This window comes from Actinoplanes sp. NBC_00393 (assembly GCF_036053395.1).
GTDB lineage: Bacteria > Actinomycetota > Actinomycetes > Mycobacteriales > Micromonosporaceae > Actinoplanes.
Genome location: NZ_CP107942.1, coordinates 10,949,578 through 10,967,963, shown reverse-complemented (window position 1 = coordinate 10,967,963; position 18,386 = coordinate 10,949,578). Strand labels below are relative to the sequence as shown.

Below are 18,386 nucleotides of genomic sequence, written 5' to 3'. Positions count from 1 at the left end.
CGGGGACAGGACTGAGCGCGGCCCGGAGTTCCCCGGATTTCCCAGTCGTGCGTAAATCGGGACGTGCTCCCGGACATTACGTGACGTGAGATCGAAGCAGACGCCCCAGGACCAGCAGCGACTCGTCGCGCTGTGGACCGGGCACGCCCCGCGCGTGCTCGCCTACGCGTTGCGCCACGTCGATCCGGACACCGCGCAGGACGTCGTCTCCGAGACGTTCCTGACCGCGTGGCGCCGGCTGGCGAGCGTCCCGGACGACCCCCTGCCCTGGCTGCTGGTGGTCGCCCGGAACACCATCGCGAACCAGCGCCGGTCCGGCCGGCGGCAGGTCCGGCTGGCCGCCGAGATGGAACGGCTGCACCGGATCGCCGGCCCGGCGGACGCCGCCGACGTGCTCGCCACCGAACGCGCGGCGGTGCTCGACGAGCTGGCCGCGATGACGCCCCGCGAACGCGAGGCGCTGCTGCTGGTCGCCTGGGACGGCCTGGAACCCGCGCAGGCGGCAAAGGTCGCCGGCTGTTCGCTGCCGGCGTTCCACGTGCGGCTGTTCCGGGCCCGGCGCCGGCTGCGAACCGAGCCTCGCACCGTCACGACGCAACCCCTTACCTCTCCCGGGAGTGGAGCATGACCGAGGACACCCTGCGCAGAATGAAGCCGTCCGCCACCGTGGATCCGGGCGGCCTCGACCGCCTGCTCGCCGCCGCCGCAGCGACCCCGCAGAAGCCGGACCGGCGGCGTCTGGTTCTGGCGGGCGCGGCCGTCGGCCTGGTCGTCTCCGCCGGCGCGGCCGGCCTGCTGCCCGGCTCGTTCACCGACTCGCTGTCGTTCTGGCGGTCGGAGACCGGCGGCGGCGTGACCGCCGAGTCGGGCCGCCGGCTCGCCCAGCAGACCGGCCCGGACGGCACCGTGCTGACCGTCTGGTCGGCCACCGGCACGGACGGGACCACCTGCGTCTCCGCCCTGTACGAGACGCCGGGCCCGCTCAACCGGCCGGCCCCGGCGGACTTCCACTCCGCGGGCGGGCAGTGCACCCCCGCCGGCGGCCCGGCCGAGCCGTTCGGCAGCGTGGGCGGCTCGGCCGGCCAGGACGGCGTGCACACCATGTGGGGCACCGCCGGAACAGCGGCGCGGGCCGAACTCCGGTTCCCCGACGGCTCGACCCGCCCGGCGCTGTCCGCAGCCGGTTTCTTCTTCTGCTGGTACACCGCCGACCCGTCCGCCCCGACCCCGGAGCTGGTCGGCTACGACGCGGACGGCCACGAGGTGGGCCGCACCCCGCTGCCGAACCTGACCCGCTAGGCGTGCCGGCCGGTGTGGGCCAGGGTCCGCATCGGCGGCGCCACCTCGAAGCCGTGCGCGCCCGCCCGCTTGGCCTCGTACATCGCCAGGTCGGCGCGGCGCAGCAGCTCGCCCGCACCGGCCGGGACGCCCGGCGCGCTGACCGCGACGCCGATGCTGGCCCGGATCACCAGTTCCCGCCCGGCGAAGACGACCGGCTCGCTGAGTCCGGCCAGGATCCGCTCGGCCGCCTGCTCGGCGCCGCCGGACGGCAGCGGGATGATCACGCCGAACTCGTCGCCGCCGAACCGGCCCACCGTGGCGCCGCGCGGCGACCAGCGGGTCAGCACGTTCGCGGCGGCGACCAGCAGGGCGTCACCGGCGTCGTGGCCGTACGAGTCGTTGACCTGCTTGAAGCCGTCCAGGTCGACGAAGAGCACCGCGGTCTCGCCGGCCGCGCACGCCGCGTCCAGCTCCCGGCCGAAGGCGGCCCGGTTGACCAGCCCGGTCAGCGCGTCGTGGGTGGCGGCGTACGCCAGCCGCTCCTGGATGGTCTTGCGGTCGTGGATGTCGCGGATGTTGATGACGTAGCCGAGCACGTCCGGGTCGCCGGTGAGGTCCCGGATGGTGCACTCGGTCCACCGGTAGGTCCCGTCGGTGGACCGGATCCGGATCTCCGCGGTCTCCAGCTGCTGGCCCGGCCCGGCGGCCCGCTCCAGCAGGCCCCGCCCGATCGGGATGTCGTCGGGGTGCACGCAGCCCTTCAGCGCCTCGAACCCGCCCAGGTCCGGGTCCAGGCCGGTGAGCTGCCGGATCGCCGGGCTCACGTATCCGAGCCGGCCGTCCCGGTGGTAGACCGCGAAGACGTCGGCGGAGTCGTGGATCAGGGCCCGGTACCGGCGCTCGGTGGAGCGGGTGGTCACCTCGGCGTGCTGACGTTCCTCCCCGGTGACGCCGATGGTGCGGATCAGCAGGGCGGACAGGACCACCACGCCGACGGCGATGACGTGCACCGACGGCTCCGGGATGTACGAGTCGGCCCAGCCCAGCGCGATGCCGGCCTGCCCGGCGAGCGCGCAGAGCACGGTCCAGAACAGCCCCTGCTTCCACAGGTGGGCGCCGGAGAAACGCATGTGCATCGCGACGACCAGGCTCAGCCCGCACAGCATCACCGCGCCCCAGCCGGTGGCGTAGATGAACGCGGTGGCGGTGGCCATCAGCAGGGCCATCCGGGGAGCGACCCAGCGCTTGAGGTCGCCGCGGGCGAGCCAGCGCTGGACCCGCGGCTGCTGCTGCAGGGCGCCGAAGAGGCCGACCCCCAGACACCACCACGGTGAGTCGCCGCCGTACCCGGACACATACATGGCCAGGTACACGGCGATCACCGCGATGGCGTCCAGGCTGTGTCCGGCGAGGGTCCGTAGACGACTCAACGCATCCTCCAGCCGCGTGCCCATGGTGCTTCGCGCTGCAGCATCGGCCCGGGGCCGAAGGTCCTGAGGATTCCGCCGGTCACTCTTGCGAGGCCACCGCCGGCACGCGGTCCAGGACCACGCCGAACTCCTTCCGGTACGCCGTAAGCACCTCTTCGTCACTGCCCAGCGGGGTCTCCACCCGCCCGTCCCGGTCGGTGCGGATCAGCTTGCGGCCGCTGATCGTGATCCGGGCGTCGCCGTCGAGCCGCGTGCAGACGTCGCTGCGGGTGAAGTGCGAGTCCGGCGAGGTCTGCTGAAACCAGCAGGTCGGCCAGAACTCACCGAGCTCCCGGGCCCGCTGCTCGATCCGGTACACCCGCTCGCCGTTCTTGTACAGCTCCAGGTCCCCGTCCGGCGCCTCGGCCAGCCGGAACCGGCCACCCGGGTCGTCCTGCTCGCCGCGGTCGGCGAACCGCAACGGATAGGTGCTGTGACTGCCGAACCCGACGTCGACCAGCCACGGCCCGTCCCCGTCCGCCGTGGTGACGCGCAGCAGCAGGTGGTCGAAGGGCGGACCGTAGCGTTCCCCGCCGAACACCCGGGCGGCGAGCCGCTCGACCCGGTAGCCGAGCTGCTCGAGCAGGATCGCGAACAGGCCGTTCAGTTCGTAGCAGAAGCCGCCACGCCTTCTTCGTACGATCTTGTCGAAGAGCTCGTCCGTGCCGAGCTTGATGCGCTCGCCCAGATGGATGCTCAGATTCTCGAAGGGCACCGCGTTCTGATGCGCGCGATGCAGCTCGCGCAGATAGGCCGCGTCCGCCACGGTCGGCGGCTTGATGTCGATCCGGTCCAGGTAGGCATTGACGTCCATGCGCCCAGCTTCCGACCTGAACCGCACTTGAGGTCAACACCCTTCCATCAACACAACGCTGTACCGGGTTGCCATAGTGTGTGAGACACAGTATGGTGAGTGACATGACATTGGATGCGACGCTCTCCAGCCACCTGCAGGAGTTGCGCCGCGGCACGGTCGTCGTCGCGAGCCTCACCGTCCTGCGCACACCGGGGTATGGGTACTCGCTGCTCGAAACGTTGAGCGCGGCCGGGTTCGAGGTGGAGGCCAACACCCTCTACCCGCTGCTGCGGCGCCTGGAGACCCAGGGCCTGCTGACCAGTTCGTGGAACACCGATGAGGCCCGGCCGCGCAAGTTCTACCGCACCACCGAGCAGGGCGACGCGATCGCGGCCGCGCTGCGCGACGAGTGGACGCGGCTGGACCGCGCGGTCACCGACCTCGACACCACCGACACCCCCGCCGGCACTGTTTCAGGGAGCGACCAGTGACCACCCTCATCGACCGCTACGTCTACACCGTTCTGCGCCGCGTGCCCGAGCAGCAGCGCACCGAGATCGACCGGGAGCTGCGCACCTCCATCGAGGACGCGGTCGACGCCCGGGTCGACGGCGGCCTGACCCGTGACACCGCGATCGAGCAGACCCTGACCGAGCTCGGCGACCCGGACCGGCTCGCCGACGGTTACTCCGACCGCCCGCACTACCTGATCGGCCCGGAGCTCTACCCGCACTGGCGCCGCCTGCTGACCATGCTGTCCTGGATCGTGCTGCCGATCGTCATCACCGTCATGGCGGTCCTCGACGCGATCGACGGCGCCGGTTTCGGCGAGATCATCGGCGGCGTGATCAGCGGCCTGATCACCGTCGGCGTCAACCTGGCCTTCTGGGTCACCGCGGTGTTCGCGATCCTGGAGCGCACCGGCATCGGCCGCACCGAGCTGCGCAAGGGCCGCGCCTGGACGCCGGACGACCTGCCCAGTTACGAGCCGGGCTTCCTGACCCTCGGCCAGCTCGCCGGAAACCTGCTCTGGCCGGTCCTGGTGATCGCCGCGCTGGTCCTGCAGCAGTTCACCTTCACCGACGTGCCGGTGCTCGACCCCGACAACTGGACCTTCTGGTGGCCGTTCGTCATCGTCGTGATGCTGCTCGAGTGCGCCTACGCCGTCTGGCTCTACCGCAGCCGCGGCTGGACCCACACCGCCACCGTGGTCAACGCGGTGCTCGGCCTGCTCTTCGCCGTCCCGATGATCTGGCTGCTCAGCAGCGAGCAGTTCTTCAACCCGGCGTGGATCGCCACGCTGGACTGGGGCACCGTCGACCCGCTGTCCTGGCTGACCGGCATCAGCATCATCATCCTGGCGCTCGGCACCGTCTGGGACATCGTGGAGACCGGGGTCCGCGCCGAGCGTGCCCGGCGCGGACTGCCGACCCCGGTGCCCGGCACCGGCGCCGAGTTCAGCCGCCCGCTCGGCTGACCTCTTCCGCGGCCAGCCACTCGGCGAACCGCATCCGGCCCAGCGTCACCTCCCCGGTGGGCAGCTGACCACCCCCGGCCATCGCACGGCCGACCGAGCCCGGCACCCGGAACGGCAGCAGGATCCGCCGTTGGTGCCGGGCTCGGATCACGTCCCGGGCCATGTCTGCGATCCAGAGCTGCTCCGGCCCGGCGATCTCCGGAGCGAAGCCCTGCGGCTCCCTGCCCGCGAGCCGGACCAGCTCGGCGGCCACCTCGGCGGCGGCCACCGGCTGGCTGAGCATCTTCGGCATCGGGGTGAGCAGGCCGGGCAGCTGGTCCAGCATCTGGCCGGCGAACTCGAAGAACTGGCCGGCCCGCAGGATCGTCCAGGGCACCGGCCCGGCCGTGACCAGCTCCTCCTGCCGGCGCTTCCCCGCGTAGTACCCGTTGTCCACCCGGTCGATCCCGATGATCGACAGGAGCACGTGGTGGGCGACTCCGGCCCGCTGTTCGGCCGCGAGCAGGTGCCCGGTCGTGGTCTGGAAGAACTCCACCGACTTCGCCCGGCTCATCGTGGTGACGTTCGCCGTGTCGATCACCACCTGCACGCCGCGCAGGGCGTCGTCGAGCCCCGCCCCGGTGCTCAGGTCCACCCCGTTCGACCGGGAGATCACCCGCACCTCGTGCCCCTCGTTGCGGGCCGCCTCGACGACCCGCTGTCCGACAACGCCGGTTCCACCGGCCACCGCGATAACACTCATGTCATCAGGACGGGACAGCAAACCCCGATGTGACAGCGATTTCGGATGGTTCTTGGACACCTTCGTTGACTCGCGGTCAGCGCGCGAGTCCGCTGGAGGTCTCGGCCTCAGGAGGTCTTCCGATGTCCCTAGAACTCGACCGCCGGATCGCTGACTCCGGTACCCGTTTCCGGATCTTCCCGCAACCACGCTTCCTTCAGAAAGCCGACGGCTCCGGCCCACTGTTCCCGGAACCGGAGCAGGTGGTCATCGCGCTCGAACCCGCCGCGATCCAGGCCGGTCCAGCCGACGAGCGGATGTTCGTGGTGGACGCGGTCGGCAAGCTGCCGTACAACCGGTTCTTCCGCCCGCCGTTCCAGGGCAGCTCCCGGCCTCCGGTCCGGGCCGGCGAGGACGGCCACTTCGACCACCTCGACCCGACCAGCCGGGAGTTCTCGGCCGCCACCATGTACGCCACCGTGCGCCGGGTCCTGGACATCTGGGAGGACTACTTCGACCACACCATCCAGTGGCACTTCGAGTCCGACTTCGCCCGGCTGGAACTGATCCCGCTGATCGAGTGGAACAACGCCCAGTCCGGTTACGGCTTCCTCGAGTTCGGTTTCGGCCGCACCGCCAACGGCACCATCGACCACACCCGGCCGTACTGCGAGAACTTCGACGTACTCGCCCACGAACTGGGTCACAGCATCATCTTCTCCGAGGTGGGCTTCCCGTCCAGCCCGGCCGACCAGGGCATCGACTACGGCGGCATGCACGAGTCCTCCGGCGACCTGGTGGCCATCATCGCCTCGCTGCACTTCCACTCCGTGGTGGACCACCTGCTGGAGAGCACCAAGGGAAATCTGCTCACCATCAACGGCCTGGACCGGGTCGGCGAGCTCTCGGACAGCCGGCAGATCCGGATCGCGTTCAACGGGCTGCGCATGTCGGACGTCAGCGAGCAGCCGCACGAGCGGTCGCTGCCGCTGACCGGCGCCATCTTCGACACCATGGTCGAGGTGTTCCAGCACGACCTGGTCGCCAAGAAGCTGATCAGCGACGACCTGCGGATCCGCTCGACGAACCTGCCCGGTACGTCGCACGACCTCACCCAGATCCAGGAGGAGTTCACCGCGGCCTACACCGGCAACGAGTCCGCGTTCAAGGAGTCGCTGCTGCTCGCCCGCGACTACGTGGGCCGGCTGCTCGCCGTAACCTGGGGCACCGTCTCGCCGGACTTCCTCACCTATCACGGCGTGCTGCGGACCATGCTGCAGGCCGACCGCGACCTCACCGGTGGCGTCAACGCCGCCATCATCCGCGAGTGCTTCGCCTGGCGGGAGATCGCCCCGCTGCCGACCTCGCTGATGTTGCGCCAGCACACCCTGGCGAGCTGCGGATTCGAGACGGCCGAGCCGTCGCCGACCGCCGTCATCGGCAACGCCGGTTTCCGGATCCCGTCACCGCGCCCCGACGGCGCGGGGGTGTCCGTCAATCAGTAGAACGGTGGCTAGGGCGGCCACACCGGGGGTGACTTACCGGGTGGCCGCCGGCCACTCCAGATCGTCGGGGTTCTAGTTGGTCAGCACCACCTGGTCGGTGGCCGTTTCGGCGATCTCGGCGATCTTCTCCAGCACGGCCTGCGGGTCACCGTCCGGCTGGGCGAGATTGCCGCGCGCGAGCTCACCCACGTACCGCAGGAGCTCCCGCGCCGTCGTTGTTGTTTGCGGACAGGGAGCCAATTCGGCGACGCGTAACAGCGCCGTCAGATCGGCGATCGTGGTGCGGAGCCGCTGCGGGTTCAGACCGGCGACGACCACCGGCTGGGTGACCGGGACGGCCCCGCCGCGGCGGGACGCGGGGCCGTCCATCGTGCGGAGCACGCCGAGCCGGAACGCGATCGCGACAGCGTGCGCCTGGTCCCGGGCGCCGAGCTGCCGGTAGAGCGTCCTGAGCCGGGACTTGACGGTGTTCGTGGAGATGTACAGGCGCGCTGCCATCTCCCTTGCCGTCTCGCCCGCGGCGAGTGACTCGATGGTCTCCTGGAGGTGTGGAGCCAGCACTGGCCGACCTGATACGTCACCAGCGTGGCTTTGATGCGGTTGCAGTGACATGTCAGGAATTTAGATCTTTCACTTTGCGGCAGCCGGGAATGTTCGATACCGGACACAGGCTGGCAGATCAAGGATTAGTCCGCCAGCGTCAGTTCGGGCCAGCCGGACACGTCCCGCCGCATCTGCCGATCATGCGTGGCGACCACGACCGCGGCCGGGGTGACCCGCAACGCCTCGGTCAGTTCATCCACCAATGCGATCGACAGGTGGTTGGTCGGCTCGTCCAGCAGGAGCACGTGCGGCCGCGACGCCAGCAGCATCGCCAGGTCCAGCCGCCGCTGCTGCCCGGTGGACAACTCGGGCACCGGCCGGCCGCGATCGGCCGCCGGCAACAACCCCAGATCCGCGACCGCCTCCGTCACCCACGGTGGGCTCTGCGCGGCACGCTCCGGCGATTCCTGCGACAACAGCCCGATGCGTACGCCCGGAGCACCCCGAACCACCCCCGAAGAGGTCTCCTGCAGTCCCGCCAGGACGGCGAGCAGTGTGGACTTGCCCGAACCGTTCGGCCCGGTCACCACCAGGCGCGACCCGGACTCCACCGCGAGCGACACCGGCTTGCGCAGCCGCCCGTCGACCGTGACCTCCGCCGCCGACAGCAGCACGCCGGGCCGCGCGGGCAGCTCCGGCATCCGGAACCGCAGCGGCGGCGCCGGCGCGGTCACCGCATGCCGTTCCAGGTCGTCGCGGCGCCGGTGCACCGACCGGACGAGGCCCGGCGCGCGGGTCGCCCGCTTGTGCTTGCCGGTCCCCTTGTCCGGCCGCCAGCCGGTGACGAGGCGGTCCTGCGCCGCCGACAAGTCCTGGGTCAGCCGGGCGTGTTCGGCCTGCTGCCGCTCGTACTCCTGCTCCCACCGGGCCAGCGCCGCCGCCCGCCCGTCCTGATATCCGGCGTACCCACCGCCGTACACCGCGGGCCGGCCGTCCCGGCTCGGGTCGAGGTCCAGAATGGTGGTCGCCACGTCCGCGAGCAGCGCCCGGTCGTGGCTGACCACGACGATCCCGCCGGGGTGCTCGCGCAGCCGGGCGGTGAGGAAGTCCAGGCCGGCCGCGTCCAGGTGGTTCGTCGGCTCGTCCAGCAGCAGGAAGTCATGGTTGGCGCCGAGCAGGCAGGCCAGCCGCACCCGGTAGCGCTGCCCCACCGACAGCGTGCGCAGCGGCCGTTGCCGGTCGGTGACCGCGCCGAGGCTCTCCAGCGCGAGGTCGACCCGGCGATCCGCGTCCCAGGCATCGAGCAGCTCGGCCACCTCCAGCGCTCGCGCATAGGCCTCGTCCGCTCCTGGCCGCCCGCCGCTGAGGGCCGGCGCGACCTCGTCCGCTCCCGGCTGCTCGCCGCTGAGGGCCAGCGCGGCCTCGTTCAGGGCCCGGAGCGCCGCCCGGACGTCGGCCAGCTCGGTGTCGATCGTGTCGCCGACCGTCTCGCCGCCGGCCGAGGCCATCTCCTGCTCGGCCACGCCGATCGTGCCGAGCCGCTGAACGGCGCCGCTGTCCGGCGTGAGCACGCCGCTCAACACCTGAAGGAGGGTGGTCTTGCCGCGGCCGTTCTCGCCGATGACACCGCACCGCATCCCGGCCGAGACCGCCAGGTCCACACCGTCGAGCACGGTACGGCCGCCGCGGACGACGCGGAGTTGGGTAGCGACGAGTTGTGCCCGGGCGCGCGCGGGCAGAGTGATGCTGACAGACATCTTCTTTCCTCCGAGAAACCCTGCTCAGGGCAGGGTGAAGCCGACTCCGGTCTGAAACGGAGCCGAACTCAGAGGTAGAAGACGTATGACACGCGGCAAGAGTAGTCAGGCCCGGGCCGCGGTGGCCACCCGTTTACCGGCCAGCACGTGGTGCAGCGCGACCACGGGAAGCACACCGACCGGGTACCAGATGAGGTCGACCGGGTCGAAGGCGACCCCGAGCGCCAGCCGGGCGAGCAGGCTGCGCTCGGACAGCTCCGCGGGAATGCCGGTGAGCTGCAGGAGCTCGACGGTCCAGCAGGAAGCGATCGCCACCGCGCCGGCGACCATCGGCCGGGTGGCCGGAGCGAGCAGGAACACCCCCGCGTAGATCATCGAGGCGTACAGCGCTGTCCCGGAATGCTGTGCCAGGACGCCCGAGCCGTCGAGGACTCCACCGGTGCTGACCAGCAGCCGGATCGCCAGGGCCACGGCGAGGAACCCGCCCGCCGCGGCCAGCGCTGTCAGCCGTACCCGCCATCGCACGGCGTGACCGTACCGCCGGCGGTCAACGCGCCGGGCTCCAGGCCGGGTCGCGGCCCAGCAGCCCGAGCAGCCGATCGAGGGCCGGCGCGGTTTCGGGCACCGGAACCACCTCGCCCCCGTGACGACCGGGCGCGGGAGACCATCCTGCGGCGGGCCGCCGACCTCGCCTCCCAGGACGGCCTCGACGGGCTGACGATCGGGCGCCTCGCCACCGACCTGGGCCTGAGCAAGAGCGGGTTGTTCGGCTACTTCGGCTCCAAGGAGGAGCTGCAGCTCGCCACCATCCGCACCGCCACCACGGTCTTCCTCGACGAGGTGGTCGAACCGGCCCTCGCCGCCGAGCCCGGCCGGGACCGGCTGACCCGGCTCCTGGAGAACTGGCTGAGCTACTCGGAACGGCGGGTCTTCGCCGGCGGCTGCTTCTTCTTCTTCTCGGTCAACGCCGAGTTCGACGCCCGCCCCGGCCGGGTCCGGGACACGCTGACCACAGCCGGGAAAGGACTGGACCCGGCTGCTGGTCCGGACCGCCGAGGAGGCCCGCGACCTCGGCGAGCTCGCCGCCGACGTGGACGCCGAGCAGCTGGTGTTCGAGCTGGTCGCGTTCCTGCAGGCGGCCAACGCCACGTCACTGCTCCAGGACGACGCCGCCGCGTACCGCCGGGCCCGCACGGCTGTCGACAGCCGCTTGGCCGCCGCCTCCCGATCGGCCAGATGAGGCACGGGAGCCGCTGCGCCGGTTGACATCGTCCGCTTGTTGAGCGGCCGCCCTCAGCGCCGGGTGGTGGCCGAGGAGCGCCGCGCCAGCTCCGCCTTGGCGTTGAAGCCCGGCTCGACCTCGCTCACGCAGTGCTCCGCGTCGTCCTCCGGCACGCCCTGCGCGAGCAGCTCCACCAGGACGTCACCCGGAGTCCGCAGACTCCCGGCGACCGAGGCCGGCTGGATCACGTCGATCCGCCCGTCGGCCCGCCGCAGCTGGATCCGGAAATGGTCGCCGGCACGCTCGACCCGGACCGCGTGGACCGGGCTTTCCGCTGGATAACTCACGGACACCAGCCTACGGTCCGGCCGGGGCGCGGACGCTCTCCGGTGACCACGCCCACGTACCGAACGGGCTGGTCGACACGGTCGTTCCGGGGCAACACCAACAGCCGTGTTAACCAGCCACGGACGTGAACGGGCTGGTTAACACGGCTGTTCCGGGGCGGCCTGAACAGCCGTGTTAACCAGCCGCCGGGACCAAAGCGGGAGCGGCGACGGAGCGGCGGACGCCGCGGACGAGCAGGTAGCCGATGATCCAGAACTCGCCCACCGTGGCCGGGAAGGCGAGCGCGTCGAAGAACAGACCGGCGTCGGGCGCCAGGTAGCGCACGAAGGCGCTGAGCACGTAGCCGACGCCGCCGGCGACCAGGACCCAGCCGAGCGGGCGCGGCATCAGACCGGAATTGAGCACGCAGCGGCCCATCGGGATCAGCCACAGGCCGAAGAAGATCGCGCCGACCGCCCACAGGTTGTCGCTGACCAGAAAGAGCAGCTGCACGGTGGACGCGGTGTCGCCGAACGGATCCTGGGCGAGCTCGACGGCCGCGCCGAGCAGGCCCGCGCTGACCAGGATGACGGCCGCGTTGACCAGGCCGAACGCGGCGATGCCGAGGGCGTTGAACCGGTCCGAGTCGCGGAAGAGGCGGTAGAACCATACCGCCGTGAGGGCCTGGGTGAGGACGATGAGCAGCTCGAAGGCGACTCCGGCGCGGGCCAGCGACTCGTCATTGACCAGGTGGGCGAGGGTGCCGGCCGGATCACCGGCGGCGTAGAGCTGCGGCCGGATGATCAGGAAGCCGAGCATGCCGGTGACGGCGATGCCGAGGTAGAGCAGCCCGGTGGTCCGGGCGGTACGGATCAGCGTGTGCATCGGAACTCCTCCGAAACGCAACCTTACGACGTAAGGTAGTCGTACGCTGTAAGGTAGCTGCCGGAGTCAAGGGGTGGGAAGACCAGATGGCAGCGAAAGCGTCCCGCACACCGCTCAGCCGTGACCGCGTGTTGCAGGCGGCGGTGGCGATCGCCGACACCGAGGGGCTCAAGGCGCTGACCATGCGCCGCCTCGCCGCCGACCTGGACGTCGAGGCGATGTCGCTCTACTACCACCTGCCGGCCAAGGAAGCCCTGCTCGACGGGGTGGTCGAGACCGTCCTCACCGAGATCTGCGCGGTGGTCGCCACGCTGGACCCGGTCGAGGACTGGCGGGCGGCGCTGCGCGAGCGGTTCCTCACCGCACGGCAGGTGATGCTGGGGCATCCGTGGGCGCCCGCCCTGCTGACCTCCCGGAACAGCATTCCGCCCGTCGTGTACGCCTACTACGACGGCATCCTGGCCACCCTGGTCGGCGGCGGTTTCTCGTACCGGCTGGCGCACCGGGCGCTGCACGCGTTCGGCAGCATGACCCTCGGCTTCGTGCAGGAGATCTTCACGCCGGACGACGGGGAGGCCGAGGAGGAGGAGCTCGCCGCGATGGCCGAGGCCCTGCCGCACCTGACCGCGATGGTCGCCGCCGAGGTCCACGCCGCCGGCGACCCGACGCTGGGCTGGTGCGACAGTCAGGTGGAGTTCGAGTTCACCCTGGACCTGCTGCTCGACGGGCTCAGCCGAATGCGCGGCTGAGCCGCTGGACGGGCTCAGCCGAATGCGCGGCTGAGCCGCTGGACGGCCTCGTCCATCAGATCGGGCGGGGCGGCGGCGTAGGTCAGGCGCAGGTGCGGGGCGGGCGGCTCGGCCGCGTACCAGGGGCGACCCGGGAAGACGACCACTCCGGCGGTGGCCGCGGCGGCGGTGACGGCCACGTCGTCGGTGCCGTCCGGCAGGCGTACCCACAGGTGCAGGCCGCCGCGTGGGATGACTGGCGGGACCAGGGCGGGCAGGTGGCGGGCGAGCGCGGCGAGCAGGGCTTCGCGGCGGGAGCGGAGTGCGGCGCGCAGCGTACGCCGGTGGCGCCCCCACGCCGGAGCGGTGACGAACTCGAGGGTGGCCTGTTGCAGCGGGCCGGCCACGAAGAAGTCGTCGAGCAGGCGGGCGGACCGCAGCCGGGCGCCGGCCGGGCCCCGGGCGCCGATCGCGGCGATCCGCAGGCCGGGCGCGGCCGATTTGGTCAACGACCGCAGGTAGACGACGTGCCCGTCCGGGTCGGCCGCGGCCAGGGGTGGCGGCTCCTCGCCGTCGATCACCAGGTCGCGGGCGTAGTCGTCCTCGATCAGGAAGGCGCCGGCGGCGCGTACCACGGAAAGGACTTCGGCCCGGCGGTGCGCCGCCAAGGTCGCGCCGCTCGGGTTGGCGAACAGCGGCTGGCAGTAGAACAGGCGGGCGCCGGTGCGCGCGAACGCCGCGGCGAGCTGGTCCGGGCGTACCCCGTCGGTGTCGGCCGGCACCGGAACCACCCGCAGCCCGGCCGCCCGGGCCGCGGCCAGCGCGCCCAGATAGGTGGGCGACTCGACCAGCAACGTGTCACCGGGCGTGCCGAGCGCGCGCAGCGCGGAGGCGAGCGCGGCCTGCCCGCCCGGGCAGATCACCAGGTCGTCGGCGCGCAGCCCGGCGCCGGACTCCCGGGCGAACCAGTCGCGCAGGTCAGCGCGCCCCTCGACCGGCCCGCGCTGCCATGAGGCCGGCTGCCGGGCCGCCCGGGCGAGCGCCGCACCGAGCGCGGCGGTGGGCTGAAGATCGGCGTCCAGGTAGCCGCCGGAGAGCGGAATCGCCCCGGCCGGCGGTAACGCCAGTAACGCCTGCATCTCGGTCTCGCCGGCCGGGCGCGGCCCCAGGGCGACCGTCTGCCAGGAAAGATCCGGGGTACGCCGCGCCGGCGGCCGATCGGCCACGAAGGTGCCCCGGCCGGACCGGGTCTCCACCAGGCCTTCCGCGACCAGGTGACGGATCGCCCCGGCCACCGTCACCGGCGAGGCCTGGTGCCGGGCGGTCAGCTCGCGCACCGAGGGCAGTCGCGTGCCGGGCTCGGCGCCGGTCGCCCGCGCACGGAGATCTTGGATAACGCGGGCGCTTGCGTTACCGTCATTCATGAGAGACAAGAGTAGCGCTACTGCTACCGGCGCGATAACACTGGGCGCCCTGGGCGTCCTCGGCTTCAGCCTGTCGCTGCCTTTCACCCGCGTCGCGGTGCACGAGCTCGACCCGTGGTTCGTCGCCTTCGGCCGGGCGGTCGGGGCGGCGGCGCTGGCCTGGGTGTTCCTGAGCTGCACCGGCGCACCGCGGCCCACCCGCGCGCAGTGGAAGCGCCTGGCTGTCGTCGCGCTCGGCGTGGTCGCCGGGTTCCCGCTGTTCACCTCGCTGGCCCTGACCACCCAGTCGTCCTCGCACGGCGCGGTCGTGGTCACCGTGCTGCCCGCAATGACCGCCGTCTTCGCCGTGCTGCGGGCCGGCGAACGGCCACCGGCGCTGTTCTGGGTGGCGAGCGGCGGCGGGGTGATCGCGGTGCTCACCTTCCTGATCAGCAGCGGGGCGGTCGGCGGCGCCCTGTCGACGGCCGACCTCTACCTGCTGGTGGCGGTGATCCTGTGCGGCCTCGGATACGCGGAGGGCGGCGCGCTGTCCCGGGAACTGGGCGGCGCCCGTACCATCTGCTGGTCGTTGTTGCTGGCCCTGCCGGTCACCGTGCCCGCCACGCTGATCGCGGCCGTCATCCATCCGCCGCGGGCCGGCGCCGCCGCCTGGGCGGCGTTCGGCTACCTGACCGCGATCTCCATGTTCCTGGCCTTCTTCGCGTGGTACGCCGGCCTGGCCCGGGGCGGCGTCGCAAAGGTCGGGCAGGTGCAGCTCGTCCAGCCGGTGCTCACGCTGCTGTGGTCCGCCCTGCTGCTCGGCGAGACGGTCACCCCGGCCTCGATCGCCGCCGCGGCGATCGTGCTGGCCTGCGTCGTGCTCACCCAGCGCACCCGGCAGGCAGCCCCCGCGAAAGATCAGGCCGGGGCCAGTTCGCGGGACTGCACCGCCGCCGCTCCGGCCCGGGCCCCTTGGCGCAGGCAGCTCTCCAGCGACTCGCCGCGCAGGTGAGCCGCGAGGAAACCGGCGAAGAACGCGTCACCGGCCCCGTTGGTGTCCACCACCTCGGCCACCGGCTCGGCCGGCACCCGGACCAGGTCGCCGCCGCGCTCCAGCGCGATCGCCCCCTCGGCGCCGAACGTGCAGACCGCCAGCCGGGCCCCCGCCGCGATCCGCGCCTGCAGGAACGCCTCCGGATCCGCCAGCCGCTCCCCGCTGAGGAAGACGCAGTCGGCGTTCTCCACGAACTCCCGGTGGAACTCGCTCTCCCCGTCGTAATCGTGCAGGTCACACCAGACCTCCTTGCCGGCCGCGCGGGCGGCGCGCAGCACCGGCCGGCTGTGGTCGGCGAGATCGGCGACCACCACCGCCGCCTCAGCCAGCGTCCCGGACGGCACCGGGACGGGCTCGGCGGCGGCCGGCAGGGTCAGATAGATCGAGAGGCGACGCCCGTGCGAATCCATCAGGTTGGTGTGCCGCTCCGAGCCGTTGGCGCTGGCCACGGCCAGCACCTCGACCCCGGCGGTGGTCAGGCCGGCCGTGATGCGCCGGCCCGGCTCGTCGTCACCGAGCAGGGTCAACAGCGTCACCGGTACGCCCAGACGCGCCAGATTCAGCGCCTTACCCGCGGAGGTGCCGCCGATCGCCTCGTGATGCCAGTCGGCGAAGACGGTGTGCGGCTCCGCGGGCGGCAACTCGCCGACGTGGATCATGAGGTTCCAGGACGCCGGTCCGGCGATCAACACGGGTTGCACGGTCAGAGAGCGTACGGGGAGCGGAACAGACCCTGCGGATCGGTGGCGGTGCGGATCCACCGGAGCCGCGCGAAGTTCGGCCCGTAGTAGCGGGGCAGCACCGCCGGGCTCGGTTCCAGGTAGTTGACGTAGCTGCCGGCCGACCAGCGGCGCATGGCCTTGTGACCGGATTCGATCCACGCGTACCCGTCCGGCGCCGAGGCCGCGTCGCCGGCCGGCAGCCCGACCAGCCACTGCATCATCGTGTGCGCCCCGCGCCACGGGAACGCGGTGGCCTCCGGCGCGACCCGGCCCACCGCGCCGGTCAGCCGCTTGAGTTTCGCCAGCCCGGGACGGCGTTGCTGGGCCCGCCGCTCGACGGTGGCGAGCAGCGCGGCGATCGCCGTCTCGGGCAGGACCTCCCGGAAGATCTCGCTGCCGGCCAGCTCGGTCTGCCGGCCTGCGCAGCCCTCGGCATCGGCGCATCCGGCGCGATCGTGCAGCACGTCCAGGTGGGCACGGCGGTCCAGCTTCGCGGTGGCCGGGTCACGGCCGACGGCACGCGCGATCTGCTCCACCTCCGGCGCCGGGTCACCGTCGAGGACGACACCCGAGATCCGTACGGAGAGCCGGCCCCGCCGATCCGAGGCGAACTGGCACGACGACCAGGTCTCGTCGCCCGCGGTGAGCAGCCGCGCCTGCCATCCGGCCGCGACCCGGGCGGCGTCGGTCCACGGGTACTGCAGGACGAAGGTGCCGACGGTCCCGGTCCGGTGGGTGCGCATCCGCCAGCGGGTGACCACGCCGAACTGTCCGCCGCCGCCACCCCGCAGGGCCCAGAACAGGTCGGGCTCGCGGTCCGCGTCGACGGTCCGCAGCCGTCCGTCGGCCCCGACCAGATCGGCTGCGGTGACGGTGTCGCACGTCAGGCCGTACGCCGAAGCTGCCATGCCGATCCCCCCGCCCAGGGTGATCCCGCCGATCCCGACCGACCCGCACGATCCCGAAGGGATCGAGACGCCCGCGGCGCCGAGCCGGTTGTAGACGTCGATGAGCCGCGTGCCCCCGCCGATCTCGGCCGTCCCGCTCGCCGCGTCGGCACGGACGTCGTCGAGCCGCCGCAGGTCCAGAACCACCCCGGCGGCGGCGGTGGACGCGCCCACGTACGAATGACCACCGCCCCGGGTGACCACCGGAATGCGCAACCGGCGGGCGAAGCGCACCACCTCGGCGACGTCGGCGGCGGACGCGCAGCGGGCGACGGCCGGCGGAAGAACGCGGTCGAAACGGGGGTCGATCAGGCGCCGGGCGGTGTCGTAGTCGCTGGTCCCGGGCAGTGCGACGGTGCCGTCGAGCGAGGCGTCGAGGGCCGCCCAGTCATCGGCGGTGGGGAGGGCGCGGGCGGTCGCGGACGGCGGCTTGAACGCGGCGCCGGTCAGTGCGGCGGCACCGGCACCGAGGACGGCCCGGCGGGAGAGCGACATCACCGTATCGTGTCATATCGGACATATGGTGCGCCCTCATTGGCTGCGGCGCGTCAGTCGGCGCGCAGCCGGTCGATCCGGTCGACGCCGCGCTGCACACTCTCCCGGGAGCGCTCGAGGAACTCGTTGCTGCGCGCGGTCTTCTCCGCGGCCCGGGCCAGCGACTCCTGGAACCGGCCCATCGGATCGGCCTGCCGGCCCTCCAGTTCCCGCTCCTGATCGTCGAGGTGGCGCTCCCGCTCGTTGGCGGCGACCTCACGGGCGTCGGCCGCGCGCTCCCGCATGTCGGCCATCTCGTCCCGGCGGTCGGCACGCTCGTCACGTAGGTCGGCAGCGCGCTCACGCTCGAACACGCGGCGCTCCCGCTCACTCAGGACAGCCTCCACCACCGGCTCGTCCGAACTCGCTCCCCGACCCACATCCGAATGCTACCGATGCAGATGTAACGGCTACCAGTGGTGTATCGGTTGCTATGCAACTCGTTGCATAGCATGATGGCGGCATGGCCCTGGAACACGCGATTCTGGTCTCCCTGCTGGAAAAGCCCGGGTCGGGATATGAGTTGGCGCGCCGCTTCGAGCGGTCGATCGGCCGGTTCTGGACCGCGACGCACCAGCAGATCTACCGCGTCCTCAAACGGATGGAGGCGGACGGCTGGGTGATCGCCGAGGAAATCGGCCAGGACGGACGACCCGACAAGCGGGCCTACTCGGTGGCCGACGCCGGCCGCTCCGAGCTGATCACCTGGCTGCGTGACCCGGTGCAGCCGGAGGCGGTCCGGCACGAGCTGGCCGTCAAGATCCGCGGCGCGGCCTTCGACGACGCCGCCGGGCGGGCCGCGCTCATCGCCGAGGTGGAGCGGTACCGCAAGACCCACGAGGAACTTCTGGACCGCTACCTGCACGGCGAGGGCCGCGACTTCCCGGACGGGGCCGAGCTCGACGCCGGGCAGCGGCTGCAGCACGTGGTGCTGCGCGGCGGCATCGCGTACGAGCGGATGCTGCTCGACTGGCTCGACGACGTCCTCGCCACTCTTCGCGCCCTCTGAAAGGAC

The 18,386-nt window shown here is 72.0% G+C and carries 21 protein-coding genes; 9 read left to right on the top strand and 12 right to left on the bottom strand.

The annotated features are described in order from the left end of the window. The first annotated feature begins 85 nt into the window (after positions 1-85). Both OHA21_RS50745 and OHA21_RS50740 read left to right on the top strand, forming a co-directional pair. Positions 86-628 (top strand): RNA polymerase sigma factor, encoded by a 543-nt coding sequence (locus OHA21_RS50745; protein ID WP_328468071.1) that lies wholly within the window; start codon positions 86-88, stop codon positions 626-628. Further along, a complete protein-coding gene (locus OHA21_RS50740) occupies positions 625-1,299 on the top strand; it encodes a hypothetical protein (protein WP_328468069.1) in 675 nt (224 codons plus the stop codon). The genes OHA21_RS50745 and OHA21_RS50740 overlap by 4 nt, the downstream gene beginning before the upstream one ends. On the opposite strand, the gene OHA21_RS50735 is transcribed toward OHA21_RS50740, so the two are convergent. Both OHA21_RS50735 and OHA21_RS50730 read right to left on the bottom strand, forming a co-directional pair. Further along, entirely contained in the window at positions 1,296-2,711 is a 1,416-nt protein-coding gene (locus OHA21_RS50735) for a sensor domain-containing diguanylate cyclase (protein ID WP_328468067.1), read from the bottom strand. The genes OHA21_RS50740 and OHA21_RS50735 overlap by 4 nt on opposite strands. A 79-nt stretch (positions 2,712-2,790) precedes the next feature. Beyond that, positions 2,791-3,564: an arylamine N-acetyltransferase family protein gene (locus OHA21_RS50730; RefSeq protein ID WP_328468065.1), complete on the bottom strand. Its 774-nt coding sequence runs from the start codon at positions 3,562-3,564 to the stop codon at positions 2,791-2,793. Positions 3,565-3,668: 104 nt separating this feature from the next. Between OHA21_RS50730 and OHA21_RS50725 the strand changes: the two genes are divergently transcribed. Both OHA21_RS50725 and OHA21_RS50720 read left to right on the top strand, forming a co-directional pair. Next, positions 3,669-4,037 carry a PadR family transcriptional regulator gene (locus OHA21_RS50725; protein WP_328468063.1) on the top strand — a complete coding sequence of 123 codons (369 nt, stop codon included), beginning with the start codon at positions 3,669-3,671 and terminating at the stop codon, positions 4,035-4,037. Continuing rightward, complete coding sequence (locus OHA21_RS50720) at positions 4,034-5,023, top strand: permease prefix domain 1-containing protein (protein ID WP_328468061.1); 990 nt, start codon at positions 4,034-4,036, stop codon at positions 5,021-5,023. Before OHA21_RS50725 ends, OHA21_RS50720 begins: the two co-directional genes overlap by 4 nt. Here OHA21_RS50720 and OHA21_RS50715 read toward each other — a convergent pair. Beyond that, entirely contained in the window at positions 5,004-5,765 is a 762-nt protein-coding gene (locus tag OHA21_RS50715; protein ID WP_328468060.1) for an SDR family oxidoreductase, read from the bottom strand. The genes OHA21_RS50720 and OHA21_RS50715 overlap by 20 nt on opposite strands. 122 nt (positions 5,766-5,887) lie before the next feature. On the opposite strand from OHA21_RS50715, the gene OHA21_RS50710 reads away from it, so the two are divergent. Further along, entirely contained in the window at positions 5,888-7,249 is a 1,362-nt protein-coding gene (locus OHA21_RS50710; protein ID WP_328468058.1) for a hypothetical protein, read from the top strand. 72 nt (positions 7,250-7,321) lie between these two features. Here the strand turns inward: OHA21_RS50710 and OHA21_RS50705 are convergent, their stop codons facing one another. The 3 genes from OHA21_RS50705 to OHA21_RS50695 form a co-directional block, all read right to left on the bottom strand. Further along, complete coding sequence (locus tag OHA21_RS50705; protein WP_328468056.1) at positions 7,322-7,810, bottom strand: helix-turn-helix transcriptional regulator; 489 nt, start codon at positions 7,808-7,810, stop codon at positions 7,322-7,324. 125 nt (positions 7,811-7,935) lie between these two features. Then, entirely contained in the window at positions 7,936-9,549 is a 1,614-nt protein-coding gene (locus OHA21_RS50700) for an ABC-F family ATP-binding cassette domain-containing protein (RefSeq protein WP_328468054.1), read from the bottom strand. 105 nt (positions 9,550-9,654) lie between these two features. Further along, the gene (locus tag OHA21_RS50695) at positions 9,655-10,074 is read right to left on the bottom strand and encodes a ribosomal maturation YjgA family protein (protein ID WP_328468052.1); all 420 of its coding nucleotides are present in this window, start codon (positions 10,072-10,074) and stop codon (positions 9,655-9,657) included. 3 nt (positions 10,075-10,077) lie between these two features. Here OHA21_RS50695 and OHA21_RS50690 point away from each other — a divergent pair, with 3 nt between their 5' ends. Beyond that, on the top strand, positions 10,078-10,815 hold the full coding sequence (locus tag OHA21_RS50690; protein ID WP_328468051.1) for a TetR/AcrR family transcriptional regulator: 738 nt from the start codon (positions 10,078-10,080) through the stop codon (positions 10,813-10,815). Positions 10,816-10,842: 27 nt separating this feature from the next. Here OHA21_RS50690 and OHA21_RS50685 read toward each other — a convergent pair whose 3' ends face one another. Then, positions 10,843-11,118, bottom strand: coding sequence for a hypothetical protein (locus OHA21_RS50685; protein WP_328468050.1), 276 nt, complete (start codon positions 11,116-11,118; stop codon positions 10,843-10,845). A 175-nt stretch (positions 11,119-11,293) separates the two neighbouring features. Beyond that, a complete protein-coding gene (locus OHA21_RS50680) occupies positions 11,294-11,983 on the bottom strand; it encodes a DUF4386 domain-containing protein (protein WP_328468048.1) in 690 nt (229 codons plus the stop codon). An 86-nt stretch (positions 11,984-12,069) separates the two neighbouring features. Between OHA21_RS50680 and OHA21_RS50675 the strand changes: the two genes are divergently transcribed. Then, positions 12,070-12,732 (top strand): TetR/AcrR family transcriptional regulator, encoded by a 663-nt coding sequence (locus OHA21_RS50675; protein WP_328468046.1) that lies wholly within the window; start codon positions 12,070-12,072, stop codon positions 12,730-12,732. 14 nt (positions 12,733-12,746) lie between these two features. On the opposite strand, the gene OHA21_RS50670 is transcribed toward OHA21_RS50675, so the two are convergent. Next, entirely contained in the window at positions 12,747-14,135 is a 1,389-nt protein-coding gene (locus OHA21_RS50670; RefSeq protein ID WP_328468044.1) for an aminotransferase-like domain-containing protein, read from the bottom strand. Here OHA21_RS50670 and OHA21_RS50665 point away from each other — a divergent pair. Continuing rightward, complete coding sequence (locus tag OHA21_RS50665; RefSeq protein ID WP_328468042.1) at positions 14,134-15,126, top strand: DMT family transporter; 993 nt, start codon at positions 14,134-14,136, stop codon at positions 15,124-15,126. The genes OHA21_RS50670 and OHA21_RS50665 overlap by 2 nt on opposite strands. Here OHA21_RS50665 and OHA21_RS50660 read toward each other — a convergent pair. From OHA21_RS50660 to OHA21_RS50650, 3 genes are read right to left on the bottom strand one after another with little or no spacing between them, the layout of a single operon-like run. Then, complete coding sequence (locus OHA21_RS50660; protein ID WP_328468040.1) at positions 15,033-15,869, bottom strand: carbohydrate kinase family protein; 837 nt, start codon at positions 15,867-15,869, stop codon at positions 15,033-15,035. The genes OHA21_RS50665 and OHA21_RS50660 overlap by 94 nt on opposite strands. A 2-nt stretch (positions 15,870-15,871) precedes the next feature. Further along, positions 15,872-17,332 carry an FAD-binding oxidoreductase gene (locus tag OHA21_RS50655; protein ID WP_328468038.1) on the bottom strand — a complete coding sequence of 487 codons (1,461 nt, stop codon included), beginning with the start codon at positions 17,330-17,332 and terminating at the stop codon, positions 15,872-15,874. Positions 17,333-17,385: 53 nt separating this feature from the next. Next, positions 17,386-17,751 (bottom strand): hypothetical protein, encoded by a 366-nt coding sequence (locus OHA21_RS50650; protein ID WP_328468036.1) that lies wholly within the window; start codon positions 17,749-17,751, stop codon positions 17,386-17,388. An 83-nt stretch (positions 17,752-17,834) separates the two neighbouring features. Between OHA21_RS50650 and OHA21_RS50645 the strand changes: the two genes are divergently transcribed. Beyond that, entirely contained in the window at positions 17,835-18,380 is a 546-nt protein-coding gene (locus OHA21_RS50645; protein ID WP_328468034.1) for a PadR family transcriptional regulator, read from the top strand. The last annotated feature ends 6 nt before the right edge of the window (positions 18,381-18,386 follow it).

Bases quoted from the DNA above. Each gene is read 5' to 3' on its own strand.
- OHA21_RS50675 (WP_328468046.1), top strand. From the start codon at position 12,070: ATGGCAGCGAAAGCGTCCCGCACACCGCTCAGCCGTGACCGCGTGTTG.
- OHA21_RS50655 (WP_328468038.1), bottom strand. From the start codon at position 17,332: ATGTCGCTCTCCCGCCGGGCCGTCCTCGGTGCCGGTGCCGCCGCACTG.
- OHA21_RS50730 (WP_328468065.1), bottom strand. From the start codon at position 3,564: ATGGACGTCAATGCCTACCTGGACCGGATCGACATCAAGCCGCCGACC.
- OHA21_RS50700 (WP_328468054.1), bottom strand. From the start codon at position 9,549: ATGTCTGTCAGCATCACTCTGCCCGCGCGCGCCCGGGCACAACTCGTC.
- OHA21_RS50665 (WP_328468042.1), top strand. From the start codon at position 14,134: ATGAGAGACAAGAGTAGCGCTACTGCTACCGGCGCGATAACACTGGGC.
- OHA21_RS50680 (WP_328468048.1), bottom strand. From the start codon at position 11,983: ATGCACACGCTGATCCGTACCGCCCGGACCACCGGGCTGCTCTACCTC.
- OHA21_RS50645 (WP_328468034.1), top strand. From the start codon at position 17,835: ATGGCCCTGGAACACGCGATTCTGGTCTCCCTGCTGGAAAAGCCCGGG.
- OHA21_RS50725 (WP_328468063.1), top strand. From the start codon at position 3,669: ATGACATTGGATGCGACGCTCTCCAGCCACCTGCAGGAGTTGCGCCGC.
- OHA21_RS50710 (WP_328468058.1), top strand. From the start codon at position 5,888: ATGTCCCTAGAACTCGACCGCCGGATCGCTGACTCCGGTACCCGTTTC.
- OHA21_RS50715 (WP_328468060.1), bottom strand. From the start codon at position 5,765: ATGAGTGTTATCGCGGTGGCCGGTGGAACCGGCGTTGTCGGACAGCGG.
- OHA21_RS50740 (WP_328468069.1), top strand. From the start codon at position 625: ATGACCGAGGACACCCTGCGCAGAATGAAGCCGTCCGCCACCGTGGAT.
- OHA21_RS50670 (WP_328468044.1), bottom strand. From the start codon at position 14,135: ATGAATGACGGTAACGCAAGCGCCCGCGTTATCCAAGATCTCCGTGCG.